This window comes from Bartonella sp. W8122, assembly GCF_016102485.1.
Taxonomy (GTDB): Bacteria; Pseudomonadota; Alphaproteobacteria; order Rhizobiales; family Rhizobiaceae; genus Bartonella; species Bartonella apihabitans.
On the sequence record NZ_JACFOO010000001.1, the window covers coordinates 263,313 to 280,168 of the forward strand.

At 45.2% G+C, this 16,856-nt stretch carries 15 protein-coding genes; 6 read left to right on the plus strand and 9 right to left on the minus strand.

Annotation, left to right across the window (positions count from 1 at the left end):
- Positions 1-31: 31 nt before the first annotated feature.
- The 3 genes from mdh to H3S83_RS01265 form a co-directional block, all read right to left on the minus strand.
- The gene (mdh, locus tag H3S83_RS01255) at positions 32-994 is read right to left on the minus strand and encodes a malate dehydrogenase (RefSeq protein ID WP_077973362.1); all 963 of its coding nucleotides are present in this window, start codon (positions 992-994) and stop codon (positions 32-34) included.
- Positions 995-1,331: 337 nt separating this feature from the next.
- Entirely contained in the window at positions 1,332-2,474 is a 1,143-nt protein-coding gene (gene zapE, locus H3S83_RS01260) for a cell division protein ZapE (protein WP_077973364.1), read from the minus strand.
- Positions 2,475-2,541: 67 nt separating this feature from the next.
- The gene (locus H3S83_RS01265; RefSeq protein WP_198225551.1) at positions 2,542-3,084 is read right to left on the minus strand and encodes an AprI/Inh family metalloprotease inhibitor; all 543 of its coding nucleotides are present in this window, start codon (positions 3,082-3,084) and stop codon (positions 2,542-2,544) included.
- Between the two features lie 485 nt (positions 3,085-3,569).
- On the opposite strand from H3S83_RS01265, the gene dapF reads away from it, so the two are divergent.
- Genes dapF through H3S83_RS01295 form a run of 6 tightly spaced genes read left to right on the plus strand, consistent with a single transcriptional unit; the run spans position 3,570 to position 9,006 of the window.
- The gene (gene dapF / locus H3S83_RS01270; RefSeq protein ID WP_198238693.1) at positions 3,570-4,415 is read left to right on the plus strand and encodes a diaminopimelate epimerase; all 846 of its coding nucleotides are present in this window, start codon (positions 3,570-3,572) and stop codon (positions 4,413-4,415) included.
- Entirely contained in the window at positions 4,415-5,698 is a 1,284-nt protein-coding gene (gene mtaB, locus H3S83_RS01275; protein ID WP_198238694.1) for a tRNA (N(6)-L-threonylcarbamoyladenosine(37)-C(2))-methylthiotransferase MtaB, read from the plus strand. The genes dapF and mtaB overlap by 1 nt, the downstream gene beginning before the upstream one ends.
- Before the next feature lie 12 nt (positions 5,699-5,710).
- On the plus strand, positions 5,711-7,054 hold the full coding sequence (gene ftsY, locus H3S83_RS01280) for a signal recognition particle-docking protein FtsY (protein WP_198238695.1): 1,344 nt from the start codon (positions 5,711-5,713) through the stop codon (positions 7,052-7,054).
- Positions 7,051-7,725 (plus strand): septation protein A, encoded by a 675-nt coding sequence (locus tag H3S83_RS01285; RefSeq protein WP_198238696.1) that lies wholly within the window; start codon positions 7,051-7,053, stop codon positions 7,723-7,725. The genes ftsY and H3S83_RS01285 overlap by 4 nt, the downstream gene beginning before the upstream one ends.
- 33 nt (positions 7,726-7,758) lie before the next feature.
- Positions 7,759-8,520, plus strand: coding sequence for a hydroxyacylglutathione hydrolase (gene gloB, locus H3S83_RS01290; protein ID WP_198238697.1), 762 nt, complete (start codon positions 7,759-7,761; stop codon positions 8,518-8,520).
- On the plus strand, positions 8,521-9,006 hold the full coding sequence (locus tag H3S83_RS01295; protein ID WP_198238075.1) for a hypothetical protein: 486 nt from the start codon (positions 8,521-8,523) through the stop codon (positions 9,004-9,006).
- 469 nt (positions 9,007-9,475) lie between these two features.
- Here the strand turns inward: H3S83_RS01295 and H3S83_RS01300 are convergent, their stop codons facing one another.
- The 6 genes from H3S83_RS01300 to rho form a co-directional block, all read right to left on the minus strand.
- Positions 9,476-10,351, minus strand: coding sequence for a ParB/RepB/Spo0J family partition protein (locus H3S83_RS01300; protein ID WP_198225545.1), 876 nt, complete (start codon positions 10,349-10,351; stop codon positions 9,476-9,478).
- Between the two features lie 33 nt (positions 10,352-10,384).
- Entirely contained in the window at positions 10,385-11,179 is a 795-nt protein-coding gene (locus H3S83_RS01305) for a ParA family protein (RefSeq protein ID WP_077973379.1), read from the minus strand.
- A gap of 5 nt (positions 11,180-11,184) precedes the next feature.
- Positions 11,185-11,832, minus strand: coding sequence for a 16S rRNA (guanine(527)-N(7))-methyltransferase RsmG (rsmG, locus tag H3S83_RS01310; RefSeq protein ID WP_198238698.1), 648 nt, complete (start codon positions 11,830-11,832; stop codon positions 11,185-11,187).
- Positions 11,832-13,703 carry a tRNA uridine-5-carboxymethylaminomethyl(34) synthesis enzyme MnmG gene (gene mnmG, locus H3S83_RS01315; protein WP_198238699.1) on the minus strand — a complete coding sequence of 624 codons (1,872 nt, stop codon included), beginning with the start codon at positions 13,701-13,703 and terminating at the stop codon, positions 11,832-11,834. The genes rsmG and mnmG overlap by 1 nt, the downstream gene beginning before the upstream one ends.
- 234 nt (positions 13,704-13,937) lie before the next feature.
- Positions 13,938-15,245, minus strand: coding sequence for a tRNA uridine-5-carboxymethylaminomethyl(34) synthesis GTPase MnmE (mnmE, locus tag H3S83_RS01320; protein WP_198238700.1), 1,308 nt, complete (start codon positions 15,243-15,245; stop codon positions 13,938-13,940).
- Between the two features lie 336 nt (positions 15,246-15,581).
- Complete coding sequence (gene rho / locus H3S83_RS01325; RefSeq protein WP_075869915.1) at positions 15,582-16,847, minus strand: transcription termination factor Rho; 1,266 nt, start codon at positions 16,845-16,847, stop codon at positions 15,582-15,584.
- Between the last annotated feature and the right edge of the window lie 9 nt (positions 16,848-16,856).

Sequence of the window (16,856 nt, forward strand, 5' to 3'; positions counted from 1 at the left end):
TAAGTGAATGAAAAAGTGGGGCCACCCCCACTTATTTCAAGTTTGGTGCTAGTTTTAAGCAAGCTTCACAAAGGCCATGAACAGCATGAACAGATTTATCGAAAGCTTCCTTTTCTTTCTTATCAAGTTCAATTTCGATAACGCGTTCAACACCACCAGCGCCCAAAACAACAGGAACACCGACATATGTGTCTTTAACGCCGTACTGGCCAGAAAGATGCGCAGCAACCGGTACAACACGCTTTTTATCTTTCAGATAAGCTTCTGCCATCGAAATGGCCGATGCTGCCGGAGCATAATAAGCCGAACCGGTTTTCAACAAACCAACGATTTCTGCACCGCCATCGCGGGTACGCTGAATAATTTTTTCGAGCTTTGCTTCGGTTGTCCAACCCATTTTGACAAGATCAGGTAAAGGAATACCGGCAACTGTCGAATAACGGGCAAGCGGCACCATCGAGTCACCGTGGCCACCCAGAACAAAAGCCGTCACATCGTCGACCGAAACCTTGAATTCTTCGGCGAGGAAATAACGGAACCGTGCAGAGTCGAGAACGCCAGCCATGCCAACAACCTTATTAGCCGGCAAGCCTGAAAATTTCTGCAAAGCCCAAACCATTGCATCAAGCGGATTGGTGATGCAGATAACAAATGCGTCGGGAGCGTATTTCTTAATTCCGGCGCCAACCTGTTCCATAACTTTGAGGTTGATCCCGAGAAGATCATCGCGGCTCATTCCGGGTTTACGGGGAACACCTGCGGTGACGATTATAACGTCGGCGCCCTCGATAGCCGCATAGCTATTGGCGCCGGTATATTTGGCGTCGAAACCTTCAACCGGTGAAGATTCGGCAATATCAAGACCTTTACCCTGCGGCACACCCTCGGCAATATCGAACAAGACAACGTCGCCAAGTTCTTTTAATCCGATCAAGTGTGCCAATGTGCCCCCAATCATCCCTGAACCGATGAGAGCTATTTTATTGCGTGCCATTCTGGTTTCTTCCCTAAAAATACTGTCGGAAAAATAAAGCAGATCTGCTCCTCGCCGACATGATCAAAACTCCCCTCATTTTTATCCGGCTTGAAAGCCCGAATAAAAAATCGGGTTTGTTAATACTCCCGTATAGATTCAACCTGCGACAAAAGCACAGCCGTAAAACCTACACCTCTTACGTCGATAGGCTGAATCGCCGAAAATTACAATAGATTTATCTAAAGCTAATAAAATCAAACGGTTATATTGACTTCACTTTACGTAAACGTCAATTTTTCTTCACTTTTGTGCGTCAAATTGACACAATTTAAACGTGTTTACCGGTTTTTTGGCTTTACTGACCCTGTTTTTCGGTCCAATTGGCCAAATATTCCTGACTTTGCATTTCAAAAAGACGTGATGCAGTGCGTTCGAACTCGAATGTCTCGGTCGTCTGGTTCTTTCCCTGATAAAGTTTGTCAGGGGTTGCAGCCGCCGAAATAAACAATCTGATATGCCGATCGTAAAGCGTATCAATCAGTAGAATGAAACGTTTTGTCTCGTTGCGATGCTCGTCGTCCATAATTGGGACATTGTCGATGAAAAATGTATGATAGCGTTCTGACAAAGCGAGATAGTCGGACGCTGCCAACGGGATGTCACACAGATCAATATAGTCGAAACGGGCAGCATCATTCACAACGCGCGGTACATGGACCGGATGTCCTCGCACTTCGACAATTTCGGATTTTGCGGTTTTTCCCTGTTCGATCAAAGCCCATGCAGCATCCATCTTTTCCTGTGCAACATGGCCGAGAGGTGTAATGTAGACAGGTTTTCGGTCAGCCTTTTCCAACCGGTAATCGGTATCGGCATCCAGATTGAAAACCTCGACATTTTCTTCGAGAATTTTGATAAAAGGCAAAAATAGCTGCCGATTGAGACCATCTTTATAAAGATTATCAGGTGCGACATTAGAAGTAGCAATAAGTGTTACACCGTCCTTGAATAAAGCTGTAAAAAGCCTTGATAGCACCATTGCGTCGGCAATATCGGTAACCGTAAACTCGTCAAAACAAAGGACTTTGGCTTCTTTGGCAAGGCTTGCTGCAACCGGAGGGATAGGGTCGTTCTGTTTGGTTTCGCCCCGCGTCAATGCCTGCCGGTGACGGTTAATCCGGTCATGGACATCTGCCATAAAATCATTGAAATGGGCGCGCCTTTTATCACCATCAGGGAGACACGAAAAAAACAAATCCATGAGCATGGTTTTTCCACGCCCGACTTCCCCATAGACATAAAGACCACGGACACCACTGTGGTTATCTTTATTTTTACCGAAAAGCCAGCCGAGCGGCGAGCTTTTCTGTGATATCCGTTTTACCGATAGTTCATCAAGAAGACGGTCAAAATGGGAAATCAACGCAATTTGCGCTTCATCACGGCTAATTTCGCCGTTTTCAACCAGCGCATCATAGCGCTCACGCATCAATCCCATCAACAAGCCCCTTCTTGTATCAAAAACGAAGAGGCCGGACATTAACGGCCTCTACAAAAAATTCTTCTTAACGACTCAGTATAACAGATTGACCGTTTACTGTATTGCCCTCGAACCGGCTTGGACCAGCTGAATAAAGCGTGGCAACCGAACTTCCAGCACCATCATAGAAATTCAGTTGCTTGCCGCTCACTGCCCATGAAGCAACTTTCGAGAAGGCTTCCGGACAATGCAAAGGACCGGCGCGATAGCCTTGACCATATTTTGTTTGCGGTGTCGCAATCTGACAATTGAGCCCGCCAACCGAGGCTTTCCATACACCGGCAATTGCTCCCGGTGTCAAATCGGCAGCGTTTGAAGGTGGCTGAAGGCTGGCAACATCCGTTTGCGACTGCGGGGCACTGCTACTTACGCTATTATTGGGCGCTGACGGAAAATTATCCGGCGGCGGCAACTCGGATTGGCTGACACCACCCGAACTTGCCGGACCCGGCATAACCACTTGCGGCGGCTCACCACCGCCATTGTTGCCGAATCGTGAATTCGCACAACCGGCAAGCATTGTTGCCATAACGGTCAATACCAGAAGTGAATTCTTCGAGACTGTCATATTCCTACTTTCTTCATCGCATGATTGCGCAGTAAAAATCCGTACAAAGGAAAGGCACGATGGTTAAATTTTATTTAAAGACTATACATAGCAAAAAAGTGTCAGAAAAAAAGAAAAACCTCCACTTCTCTTCATGATTCACAAAGAAACCGGACAATGAACGGGACTTTGTTACGACCAGAAAAATTGATATTATTGATAGATTTTTTATAACATATTGTTTTTATTAATATTTTTTAAAACCGATCTATTCCGCAATGCTGTTTACCTTAAATCGAGAAATTATCAGAAAGTGCAATAAAATATGACCGGAAACCGGCTTTGAACAACGGGAACCGCAATCATTTACAAAATCCAGACAATATTTTTAACATTTCCGGGTTTATATATCTCTGGTCTATTCCGACTGTTAAAGGTACTTGTGCTGGAATTTTTTTAAAGTTTCAGTCATATTATCGCAATAAAGATCAGGTAGATGGCAAAATATGATCCCTTTTGAAAAAATGAATGGCCTCGGCAATGAAATAATTGTTGCCGATATGCGTGAGGCCAAAACCGATATGACACCAAAAGCTGCTATCGCTTTGGCAAAGAAAAGCGATACGGCGTTCGACCAAATAATGGCGGTCCACAAGCCGACAAAATCCGGTAGTGATTACCACATTGTCATATGGAACTCGGATGGATCCAAGGCTCAGGCCTGTGGAAACGGTACACGTTGCGTCGTTGAATGGCTCTATAAACAAAATCTGGGCGATAATTTCAAACTGGATACGGCTGCCGGTATAGTCAGAGCAAAGCGTCGTGAAAACGGTTTGGTGTCGGTCGATATGGGGATTCCGCATCTTGAGTGGCAAGAAATACCTGTGTCACATGCTATTGCCGACACCAATCATGCCGATATTGGTCGCGGGCTACTTCGTGATGCCTCGCTGGTTTCCATGGGAAATCCGCACGCAATTTTCTTTGTTGGCGATGATATTGAGAACATAGCTCTTGATAAATATGGTCCCGAACTTGAACATGACCCGTTTTTTCCCGAACGTTGCAATATTTCGATTGCCCACGTCACATCGCCCACTTCGTTGACTTTGCGGACATGGGAAAGAGGAGCAGGCCTTACGCGCGCTTGTGGTACGGCTTCCTGTGCCGCAACTGTTGCCGCATCAAGACGTTCACTTACAAAACGGCATGTGACTGTAACTCTACCGGGTGGAAAACTCGACATTTTATGGGATAAAGACAACCATATCATCATGACGGGACCAACGGAATTCGAGTTTAGCGGTGAGTTCGATCCGGTTTCGGGTGAACATCAAAGGATTTCGTAATGGCAACTGAAATTGTCACCTTCGGCTGTCGGCTTAATGCATTTGAATCGGAGGTTATGCGAAAAGAAAGTGCTGCAGCCGGCCTTGATAAATTGGAAAACGGCGCTGTCATCTTCAATACATGTGCTGTTACGGCCGAAGCAGTCCGTCAGGCAAAACAGGCAATTCGCAAAGCAAGGCGCGAAAACCCGCTTGCACGTATCATTGTGACAGGCTGTGCAGCCCAAACTCTGGGGCAGGATTTTGCCGATATGGATGAAGTTGATCTGGTTTTGGGAAATGAAGAAAAACTGCATGCCCATTCCTATCGTCAGCTTCCGGATTTTGGTGTCAACAATTACGAAAAACTCAAAGTTAACGACATCATGGACGTGAAAGAAAATGCGCCCCATATGGTTGACTCGATCGAAGGTCATTCGCGGGCTTTCGTGCAAGTGCAAAACGGCTGCGACCATCGCTGCACATTCTGCATTATTCCTTATGGAAGGGGGCCGTCACGCTCCGTTCCAATGGGTGCGGTTGTCGAACAGATAAAACGCCTTAACGGAAACGGCTATCAGGAAGTTGTCCTTACCGGTGTTGATCTTACGAGCTATGGACCTGATCTTCCCGGAAAGGCAACGCTTGGAAAACTTGTCGGTTCGATTTTGAGAAACGTTCCCGATCTTGCGCGTTTGCGCCTCTCTTCAATAGACTCGGTAGAAGTCGATGATGAATTGATGGAATTACTGGCTTATGAACCACGGTTGATGCCGCATTTGCACCTTTCACTTCAGGCTGGCGACAATATGATTTTGAAACGCATGAAGCGGCGCCATTTACGCGATCAATCTATCCGGTTTTGCAACGATTTACGCGACAAGCGTCCCGAAATGGTTTATGGTGCCGATCTTATTGCCGGTTTTCCGACAGAAACCGATGAGATGTTCGAAAACACATTGGCGCTCGTTGATGATTGTAAACTGACCCATCTTCATGTCTTTCCCTATAGCCCGCGGGAAGGCACACCGGCTGCCCGTATGCCACAGGTTGATCGCCATATTGTTAAACTGAGAGCGGAAAAACTGCGGCAAAAGGGGCAAAAAGCCTATAAGAAGCATCTCGAGCATTTACAAAACACCGAACACATGATTCTTGTCGAACATGATGGAATCGGCCGCACGGAAGATTTCACACTGACTAAAATCGACGGTGCAATTGCCGGAACCATCGTTAAAGGCCATATTGTCGGCCAGGATGGCGACAAGCTTATTGCCAAGCTCACCGAACGTAACGCTGCCTGACCGGGGATTTTTATGGCTAAAGGTTTATTTAAAAAAGTTTTTTCTTTTGGCTCGAACCCGAAAACGGATTCTGAACCCGAAGGGACAAAAGACACGGCAACACCCGCTTTGTCACCTTTTGAAGCCTATAAGGCAGCTCAGGCAAAAGAACAAAACAAAACCGCTAGCACTGAAAAACCAGCCGGACCGAAACAGGAGCGGCCGAATACTCCATCGGAAAATCCAAAACCTGCTTTAGCCGAAAAGAAAAAGAAAGAAAATCAACCGGCAAAAAAACCGACAGTTCCGGAAGCGGAATTTGTTGGTTCACAAACTGTAGAGACAGCGGAGACTCCAAGTAACCACGCGAGTGAAAAAACCGTAACAATTACCGACAAGGTGACGAGGAACGAAAACAAGGTCATCAAACCGGATTTGCCGCTCCATGAACCCAAAAAAATGTCATGGTTTGAACGGTTGAAAACCGGTTTGGCCCGTTCATCGCGCCAACTTGGTGATTCGATCAGTTCCATTTTTACCAAGCGCAAGCTTGATGAAGCGACATTGCAAGATCTGGAAGATGTGCTCATTCAGGCCGATCTTGGTCTTGAAACCGCTATCCGCATTACGGATACCCTAGCATCAAGCCGCTATGGCAAGGATATATCAACCGACGAAGTACGCACGATCATGAGTGACGAGATCAAGAAAGTACTTGAACCGGTTGCCCGCCCGCTTGAACTCGACTTGAGCCATAAGCCACATGTCATATTGGTTGTCGGTGTGAACGGAACCGGAAAAACCACAACTATCGGAAAATTGGCAGCCAAACTTACCGCCGGCGGATTAAAGGTGATGCTGGCCGCTGGCGATACTTTTCGTGCTGCTGCTATCGAACAACTCCATATTTGGGGAGACAGGGTCAATGCACCGGTTGTTTCGACAAAACTTGGTGCCGATGCAGCAAGCCTTGCCTATGATGCTTATGAAAAAGCCAAAGCTGCCGGAAGTGATGTTCTTATCATTGACACGGCAGGACGATTGCAGAATAAAACCGAACTTATGGACGAGCTTGCCAAAATTGTGCGTGTTTTAAGCAAGCATGATCCGGATGCCCCACACACTGTTTTGCAAACACTTGATGCTACAACCGGCCAGAATGCACTCAATCAAGTGGAAATATTCCGCAACATTGCCGGCGTAAATGGCCTTGTCATGACAAAGCTTGATGGAACAGCGCGCGGTGGTATTCTCGTTGCAATTGCAGCAAAATACAAATTGCCGGTATATTTTATCGGGGTAGGAGAGGGTATTGATGACCTCGAGCCCTTTGCAGCTTCGGATTTTGCCGAAGCAATAGCAGGAAAACACGAATGACCAATTCACTTTTTGAACCCGATCCCGAAGATACCAAAGCGGTAAAAGAGCTCCATATGTCACCGGCGCTCAAACTCATTCTGGAAATGGGGCCGTTGGTGGTGTTTTTCTTTGCCAATTACAAGGGCGAATGGCTTATCAAACATGTTGGTCTGTTTCAGGGATTTGAAAAACCGATTTTTCCTGCCACAGCAATTTTCATGGTTGCCATTGTTATTGCACTCGTGGCCTCCTGGATTATTGCACGAAAACTCCCGATTATGCCGCTTATCTCGGGCGTATTCGTATTGATTTTCGGAGCTTTAACGCTTTGGCTTCATAATGATACCTTCATCAAGATGAAGCCGACAATTATCAACACACTCTTCGGTCTTATCCTTTTCGGTGGTCTCGCTTTCAATAAATCGCTTCTCGGCTATGTGCTTGATTCTGCCTTTCAACTTGATGATGAAGGTTGGAAAATTCTAACACGCCGCTGGGCATGGTTTTTTATTTTTCTTGCTGTGTTGAACGAATTGATATGGCGTAATTTCAGCAATGATTTCTGGACGACATTCAAGGTCTTCGGTGTCATGCCGATCACCATTATCTTTATGATTGCACAAATGCCGATTGTCATGAAACATGCAACCTCGCCGATAGGTGTGAAACAGACAAAGCTCGACGAATAAGTCGAGAATTTTAAAACCGATGGGATTGAAACAATGGAAATTACACAGTTCATCTGCCGCAGTGATAATTTCGGAGTGCTGCTTCATGACGAGGCAAGCGGGCTAACTGCGGCGATTGATGCGCCGGATGCCAAGGCAATCCGTGAAAAGCTTGACCAAAAAGGTTATAAGCTTGATGTTCTTTTCATAACCCATCATCACATGGACCACATCGAGGGAATTGCAGCCCTTAAAGCCGTTTATGGCACAAAGATCATCGGGCCGGAACGTGAAGCCGACAAAATTGGTGGGCTTGATGAAGCGGTGAATGAAAAATCTGGCTGTAAATTTGCAAAATTCGATGTCAAAGTGCTTGAAACCCCCGGTCATACGCTTGGCTCCGTTTGCTATTATTTTCCTGAAGACAAACTGGTTTTTACCGGTGATACGTTGTTTTCTCTGGGCTGCGGGAGACTGTTTGAAGGATCAGCCGAGATGATGTTTTCTTCACTTGAAAAGCTCAAAGCTCTTCCTGACGATACAAAGCTTTATTGTGGCCATGAATATACCAAAGAAAATGCACGGTTTGCTCGCTCGGTCGATCCTGACAATGTCGCGCTCATCAATCGGGCTGCTGCTGTTGACAGGCTCATCGCAGTCGGGGAAACCTCACTCCCGAGTTCGATTAAAGTCGAGAAAGCGGCAAATCCCTTTTTGCGCTGTAATGACCCAGATATACGCCGCACATTAAAAATGCAAAATGCTTCGGATGTCGCTGTTTTTGCCGAATTGAGAAAACGCAAGGATCATTTCTGAATGTTTATCAAGCGATTTGTCATTGCCCTTTGTCTGATAGTTTTTCCAGTTGCCGCTTTTGGCGACGACGCCTCGAAACAGGATAATAAGCAGAACGAGTTCTATCTTTCACCAACCGGTAATCCCAAGGTTGTTGCCGAATATCCTCTCAATGAGGAGTTTTTGGTAAAAATGGAGAATGTACAAAAAGAGCTGTCCGATGCATCCATCAAGCTTTCTCAATCCGAAACCGGTAATGACGCGAGCGTTGATGGCCTTGTCAAAACGATTTCCAAAAATGAACGTATAATGAACATTTTGAAAAAAAATACACTTGAACCGAAAGATTACGTCCTCGGTTATCTGGCCCTGCAAGCCTCTCTTGCTGCTGCATCGTCTCTGGACGATCAGGATGCACTTTTTGATGATAGCGCAACAGTTTCAAAAGAGAATCTCGAATTCGGAAAACAATTTGCCGACCGCATCCGCAAACTGCTTGATCAATAAATTCGGTTTAAAAACAATAGGTTAGTATATACCCGACAGAATACCATGTGCTTTGCGGCATAACCGGATAGTAACAATTGTGGCTAACGTCTCGTCACACTTTGAGGAGTAATCGGATCCGCCGTGAAAAATAGCAAAAGGCGGAGTCATTTTCCGCTATTTTCTAATGAATATTCGGTTTCAATGAAAACAACGTCTATGGTGAAACTATAATAAAGTTTCTGACAAGACAAAGTCTTCAGAAAATATCTCGGAATACCTGTACTCAAGAAGAGAAATGCCTAGGTTATTTAATAGAAAAGCCTGTTCTGCAAAAGTATTTTATAGAAAAACATTCGGTTTTTTCCCGAAGAACCGTTTTAGCAGTGCAACGCCAAGTCTTTCATCGGATTCTTTTAGCGAACCCGAAGTAAAGCCGGTTTAATCATAAGTTCTGAAATTTTATTCAGTTCTGAAACTCTCGAAATTTCTAGTTTTGTAAACGCCGGCAAATATCGTCGAGCTGTTCCAGAGAAGAATAATGAATTTTTACATCCCCACCTTTTTTCCCGTGTTTGATGGCGACTTTCATACCGATAACATCGGCAAGAAGTTTTTCCAGTGACTTGGTATCGGCATCTTTTTCGGTCGGTGTGCGCCTTTTTGATTTTGCATTTGATTGTCCATTTGCCAGAGCTTCAGCCTGACGAACAGACAAGCCGTCACGGATAATTTTCTCGGCAAGTGCCAAAGGGTCTTCAACTGTTATCAGGCAACGGGCATGACCGGCCGACAATTGTCCCTCGTTGATGAATTGCTGAACTTTAGCAGGTAATTTTAGCAATCGGAGTGTATTGGCAACGTGGCTGCGGCTCTTGCCAATCACTTGAGCGAGGTCAGCCTGCGTATAATCATGTTCGTCAATGAGTTGTTGGTACCCCATCCCCTCTTCCAGAGGATTAAGATCGCTTCTTTGAACATTTTCAATAATGGCAAGTTCCAAAGCGGTACGATCGTCAACATCGCGGATAATGACCGGTATTTCGGTGAGGTTAGCACGCTGTGCAGCACGCCAACGACGTTCCCCTGCAATCAATTCGAAGCGGTTCGGATGGTCGGGTGAAGGACGAACGACGACCGGCTGCACAACTCCATGCTCACGAATAGACTGGGCAAGATCATCAAGCTCTGTTTCCGTAAAATTACGTCTGGGATTTTGCGGATTACGAGAAATAAATTCAATAGGCACCTGCCGTTCCGACGAGGTATTTGGAGCTGCGAGCGGCTTATCAAGACCAAGATCAATATCGCCAATAAGAGCAGCAAGACCACGTCCAAGCCGTTTTTTCGATTGATCGTCACTCATATCTATTTCCTCGTTTTTTTCTAAATTAATATCTTAAGCTGCACGTAATTGGCGTTCGCGTTGAATGACTTCCGAAGCAAGTTGCAAATAGGCCTGACTGCCGGCACATTTCAAATCGTAAAGAAGAGCCGGTTTACCGAATGACGGCGCTTCCGATACACGAACATTGCGCGGTATGACGGTTTGATAAACTTTGTCTCCCATAAAGGATCGCACATCCTCTACAACCTGATTGGAAAGATTATTACGGCCATCATACATGGTAAGCACAATACCTTGTATTTCCAACGAAGGATTGAGAGAGCCACGAACCTGTTTTACTGTTTCCAACAGTTGACTTAGTCCTTCAAGAGCCAGAAACTCGCATTGCAAAGGTACGAGAACAGAATTGGCTGCCCCCATAGCATTGAGCGTCAAAAGATTGAGAGAAGGGGGGCAATCAATCAATATATATGAAAATTTTTCAGTCACCCTCGGATTTTTTCGCAAGGCATTTTGTAGCCTCTGAATACGGTCATTTGCCGGTGCAATTTCCATTTCTATTCCAAGAAGATCAAGGGTCGAAGGGACCACATAAAGATTGGGAACTTCCGTCTCCAGTGCAGCGTCATTAACCGATGTACCCGAAACAATAACATCATAGGAAGAAAGGAGACGTTGATCACGATCAATCCCGAGACCTGTGCTGGCATTTCCCTGAGGATCAATATCCATCACCAGAACAGTTTCTCCAATTGCCGCAAGTGCTGTAGCGAGGTTAATGGCTGTCGTTGTTTTACCAACACCACCTTTCTGATTTGCAATGGCGATAATGCGTGTTTCGCTCATTTTTCTCACCCCTTACGTGGATTGATCTTGCTAATTTCAAGAATAACGGATTGACTATCAATTTTACTTTGATGAATTATCGAATTGAATGTCCAGTTTTGTTCGGCTTCGGCCATTTCTTTTTTATAATCACGCCCCTTCTGGAATAGGGCGGTTGCACCTTGTTCAAACCATGGAAGCGTTAGTTCAACGAGCTTCCCGAGCGATGCCAAAGCGCGTGACGTGATAATTTCCGGTTTTTTAATATGAATGTAACTGGTTTCAATGCGACATGTATGAACTGTGGCAGGCAAATTGAATTCAGCACTGACACTTCTTAAAAATGCCGCCTTTTTGCTGTTACTTTCGACGAGATCAATGTGAAAACCGCTTTTTTCTTTCAAGAGAATCGCCGTTACAATTCCGGGAAAGCCACCACCCGAACCAATGTCGCACCAGTTTTTTGCATCTGGTTGAAGTGCTGCTATTTGTGCACTATCCAATATATGTCTGGTCCAGAGCTCGGGCAAAGTAGCATTCGCAATCAAATTGATATGTGATTGCCACTTTTTGACAGCTTCCTCGAAGGCCATCAAACTGGCCGCTGTTTCACGTGAAACAGAATGCACGATTTCCTTCAACGTCAGATATTTTTCTTCAACCCATTCTGTCATCAGGCGCTTCTCCTGTTTTCGCGGTTCAAGCGCTGGATATGGGTAATGATGAGGGACAAAGCTGCCGGAGTCATTCCGTCAATTTTTTGAGCTTCTGCGATGGATTGCGGTGCGCGCTGACGAATTTTTCCTTTAAGTTCATTGGAAAGGCCGGAAATCACATCAATGTCCAGTTCCGCCGGAATGCGCAGCCGTTCATCCCGTCGAAGATTGGCAATATCCTGAGCTTGTCGATCAAGATAAACTGCGTATTGAGCCTCTATTTCCAATGTTTCCGCCGTTTTTTTATCAATCTCGCCAAGAATAGGCCAAATATTGATTAAGCGAGACAGTGACATTTCCGGATAAGCCAGCAAATCATATGCACTACGGCGAATTCCATCATGTTTTATCTGCAATCCTTTTTCCGTAGCCTCGTTCGGCGTGATCGCTACCGATTGACAAAGGTCACGCGCTTTAGTCAATAAGTCTTGCTTATATTGAAAATGCTGATGACGCAGCGAGCCTACAATACCCCATTCCAATCCCAACGGTGTCAACCGTTCATCCGCATTATCCGCCCTTAAAGACAAGCGAAACTCTGCACGCGAGGTAAACATCCGATATGGTTCACTGACACCGCGCGTAATCAAATCATCCACCATAACACCAATATAGGCAGTTGAACGGCTGATGGTCATTTGATCTTTGCCGGAAGCTTTGTTCGCGGCGTTCAGCCCTGCAAGTAAGCCTTGTGCGCCGGCTTCTTCATAACCGGTTGTTCCGTTTATCTGACCGGCGAGAAAGAGACCTGAAAGCGCTTTCAATTCCAATGTTGCATAAAGCTGGCGTGGGTCGACGAAATCATATTCGATTGCATAACCCGGTTGCAACACCTTGGCGTGTTCCAAGCCTTCGATGGTCTTGATAAAGTCGAGCTGGACCTCTTCCGGCAATGACGTTGATATACCGTTTGGATAGACCGTATCGTTATCCAGTCCTTCCGGTTCCAGAAATATCTGATGACCGTCACGCTCTCCGAATTTGACAATTTTGTCTTCAATCGAAGGACAATATCTCGGACCTATACCTTTAATAGCGCCGGAATACATTGCCGAACGATGAATATTATCTTTTATGATCTGATGGGTTTTGTGATTCGTTCGGGTAACCGCACAGTCAATTTGTGGTTGGCGAATTGTTTCGGTTAAAAATGAAAATGGTACAGGATCGTCGTCAGCAGTCTGCTTCGGAAGATTGTCCCAATCAATTGTCTTTTTACTTAACCTTGAAGGGGTACCGGTTTTCAATCGCCCTAACCGGATACCATATTGTCCAAGCCGTTCACCAAGGAGATTGCTCGGTTCTTCGCCCATTCTCCCCGCAGGCCATGTCTTTTCGCCAATATGTATAAGCCCACGCAAAAATGTACCCGTCGTCAAGACCACAGCACCGGCTTCAAGCTGCCCATGAGCCTTACAGATAACGCCCGTTACAGCGTTATTTTTTACAATAATATCAATGACTTCGTCTTCTATGACCGTGAGATTTGGCTGTTCCGAAATCAATGTCTGCATAGCTTTTTTGTATAATTTTCGGTCTGCCTGTGTACGCGGTCCCCTAACGGCTGGTCCTTTTCTCCGGTTAAGCAAACGAAACTGGATTCCGGCTTCATCTGCTGCACGCCCCATCAATCCGTCGAGTGCATCAATTTCTCTCACAAGATGTCCTTTTCCGAGGCCACCAATTGCGGGATTACAAGACATTGTTCCAATTGAAGCAAAATGGTGGGTAACAAGTGCCGTTTTTGCACCGGTACGTGCAGCCGCACCAGCTGCTTCACATCCGGCATGTCCGCCCCCAACAACAATTACGTCAAATTTATCAGTCAATTTAATATCAACACCGTTATTTTAATCACGTTTCACGTGAAACAATAGAAGAAACACCTTTTTCGGAGAACTTCTAACCAATTAATAGTTCTCTAACATATGAGATGTTTCACGTGAATCATTATTTTCGAAGATTGAACATCTAATTTCCAAAATGTTTCACGTGAATCACCAATTTACTGTTTCACGTGAATCAATTCAGACGAAAAATAGCTTCTGATTTGTTTGAGCGACTCATTTACCAATACAAAATTGCGAAAAAATCACGTCCAAAATATCTTCCACATCAATATCGCCGGTAATACGACCCAGTGAGTCTGCAGCAAGTCGTAAATGTTCCGCTCTTAGAGATAAATCGCGGTCTTCATATCGAATCGCGTGATCAATTTCGGAGATCGCCGTTTTCAAAAGCATTAATTGCCTTTTGCGGGCAGTGACGACTTCTCCGACATCATATGAAAAACTCGAGCAGAAAGAAGCAATCGCTTTTACAAAAGAATCAAATCCTTCACCAGTTTTTGTCGAAAACTGGATCGGCCATTTTTCTAATGACCCTTTTGCCAAATCAACTTTATTCCCGACATGCCAGATTTCCGCACTTGTTTCTGGAAGTTTAATTGCAACCGGATTTGACAAGTCATCAACCAGCAAAACAAGATCGGCGTCTTTTAGCCGATTATAGGCAACCTCTATACCGAGTTTTTCAACTTTGTTCTCTGTCTCTCGCAATCCGGCTGTATCGGTCAATAGAATTTGATATCCATCAATTACAATACGGGTTTCCAAAGCATCGCGTGTTGTGCCGGCTTCATCTGTAACAATTGCAACATCAAAACCTGATAACTTATTGATAATACTAGATTTTCCTGCGTTTGGTGCACCTGCGATGACAATTTTTATACCATCACGCATGGAGGCTACACGTTCGCTTTTCTCGACAAATTTGGAAATTGACCGGCTTAAATTTCGTAAATTATTCCAAACAATCTCGCTCACAGAACCCGGAACATCTTCCTCATCGGAAAAATCAAGCTCCGCTTCTATCATGGCGCGGGCTTTGATAAGATCGTTTCGCCATTCTCTATAAAGCGCTGCAAGTTTGCCCGTCGCTCCCATTATGGCCAGTCTTCTTTGGCTTTCGGTTTCCGCTTCGATTAAATCAGCCAGCCCTTCTGCTTCTGTCAAATCGAGCTTGCCATTGATAAATGCCCGCCTTGAAAACTCACCCGGTTCTGCCAAACGACATGAATCGAACTTCTCAAGCTCGTTCAAAAACCGGTCCACAACGGCTTTGCCGCCATGAAGATGAAATTCCACGCTATCGTCACCGGTAAAACTATGTGGTGAGGAAAAAAACACTGTTAATGCATTGTCCAGAAATTCGCCTTCTCGAGACGTAAGTTTGCCATATGTCATTAAACGCGGTGCCGGAACCTTACCGAGCAATGTCTTGACGATCGTTTTGGTCATATCTCCCGAAACGCGAATGACTGCGACCCCAGAGGGAAGTTTTCCGCTTGATAAAGCAAAAATAGTATCCACTGTTGTTATCCTCGTTCGTCAAAATGTCTTATTCCGGCTCGGCCACGCGTCTAGCAATAAAAAACGAATTATAAAAAGCCGGAAAATGATCTACACATCATTTGAAGCAGAACTTTATAACCATTTTTGACAAAAACTTTGTTCGGCTTTGCCATACCCAATTATGCTACCGCAGATATATAAAAACCGCCCGAAAAATTTTCCGGACGGAAAAAGCTACATATGTATGTTTTGAAAAACAGCTGTCAGACACATTCCCGATCGGGTGATCGGAGATCAGCAGTTCTCCGATCATGTATTTCCAAATCAGGTATTCCCGAATTACGTATTCCCGAATTACGTATTCATTGAGTCGAAAAATTCGGCATTGGTTTTTGTCTGCTTCAATTTATCAATCAAAAATTCGATCGCGTCGGTTGTGCCCATCGGAGCCAAAATACGACGCAAAACAAATATTTTCTGCAAATCTTGACGGGAAACCAACAAATCTTCCTTGCGGGTTCCGGATTTCAAAATATCCATTGCCGGGAAAATTCTCTTATCGGCCACTTTCCGGTCGAGCACAATTTCAGAGTTACCGGTTCCCTTGAACTCTTCGAAAATGACTTCATCCATACGGCTACCCGTATCAATCAGCGCTGTAGCGATAATTGTGAGCGAACCGCCTTCTTCAATATTGCGGGCTGCACCGAAAAAGCGCTTGGGGCGCTGCAGAGCATTGGCGTCAACACCACCGGTCAATACCTTACCTGATGAAGGAACGACAGTATTATAAGCGCGACCAAGACGGGTGATCGAATCGAGAAGAATGACAACATCGCGACCCTGTTCAACAAGGCGCTTTGCCTTTTCAATGACCATTTCAGCGACCTGAACGTGGCGGGATGCCGGCTCGTCGAATGTTGACGAAACAACCTCACCTTTGACAGAACGTTGCATATCCGTCACTTCTTCCGGACGTTCGTCAATAAGCAACACAATCAGAAAACATTCCGGATGATTGGCCGTAATCGAATGGGCAATGTTTTGAAGAAGAACTGTCTTACCGGTTCTTGGCGGTGCAACAATCAGTGCACGTTGTCCTTTACCTAAAGGCGAAATGAGGTCAATGACCCTTGCCGACATATCCTTGTTTGTCGGGTCACTCAACTCCATTTTCAACCTCTCGTTCGGATAGAGAGGTGTCAAATTATCAAAATGGATTTTGTGACGGATTTTCTCCGGATCTTCAAAATTGATCGTATTGATTTTTAATAGTGCAAAATAACGCTCGCCTTCTTTAGGACTGCGTATCGGTCCTTCGACTGTATCGCCGGTTTTTAATGAAAACCGCCGGATTTGGGAGGGTGACAGATAAATGTCATCGGGGCCCGGAAGATAATTGGCATCGGCCGAACGTAAAAATCCGAAGCCGTCCAGCAAAACTTCCAGAACACCTTCACCGATAATTTCAACATCCTGAAGGGCAAGCTTCTTCAAAATGGCAAACATCAATTCCTGTTTGCGCATTAACGAAGCATTTTCGACTTCCAGTGTTTCGGCAAAAGCTACAAGTTCAACCGGCGTTTTGCTTTTCAGCTCTTGTAGTTTCATCTGTTGAATATTCTGCAT

Bases quoted from the DNA above. Each gene is read 5' to 3' on its own strand.
- mdh (WP_077973362.1), bottom strand. From the start codon at position 994: ATGGCACGCAATAAAATAGCTCTCATCGGTTCAGGGATGATTGGGGGC.
- zapE (WP_077973364.1), bottom strand. From the start codon at position 2,474: ATGGGATTGATGCGTGAGCGCTATGATGCGCTGGTTGAAAACGGCGAA.
- H3S83_RS01265 (WP_198225551.1), bottom strand. From the start codon at position 3,084: ATGACAGTCTCGAAGAATTCACTTCTGGTATTGACCGTTATGGCAACA.
- dapF (WP_198238693.1), top strand. From the start codon at position 3,570: ATGATCCCTTTTGAAAAAATGAATGGCCTCGGCAATGAAATAATTGTT.
- mtaB (WP_198238694.1), top strand. From the start codon at position 4,415: ATGGCAACTGAAATTGTCACCTTCGGCTGTCGGCTTAATGCATTTGAA.
- ftsY (WP_198238695.1), top strand. From the start codon at position 5,711: ATGGCTAAAGGTTTATTTAAAAAAGTTTTTTCTTTTGGCTCGAACCCG.
- H3S83_RS01285 (WP_198238696.1), top strand. From the start codon at position 7,051: ATGACCAATTCACTTTTTGAACCCGATCCCGAAGATACCAAAGCGGTA.
- gloB (WP_198238697.1), top strand. From the start codon at position 7,759: ATGGAAATTACACAGTTCATCTGCCGCAGTGATAATTTCGGAGTGCTG.
- H3S83_RS01295 (WP_198238075.1), top strand. From the start codon at position 8,521: ATGTTTATCAAGCGATTTGTCATTGCCCTTTGTCTGATAGTTTTTCCA.
- H3S83_RS01300 (WP_198225545.1), bottom strand. From the start codon at position 10,351: ATGAGTGACGATCAATCGAAAAAACGGCTTGGACGTGGTCTTGCTGCT.
- H3S83_RS01305 (WP_077973379.1), bottom strand. From the start codon at position 11,179: ATGAGCGAAACACGCATTATCGCCATTGCAAATCAGAAAGGTGGTGTT.
- rsmG (WP_198238698.1), bottom strand. From the start codon at position 11,832: ATGACAGAATGGGTTGAAGAAAAATATCTGACGTTGAAGGAAATCGTG.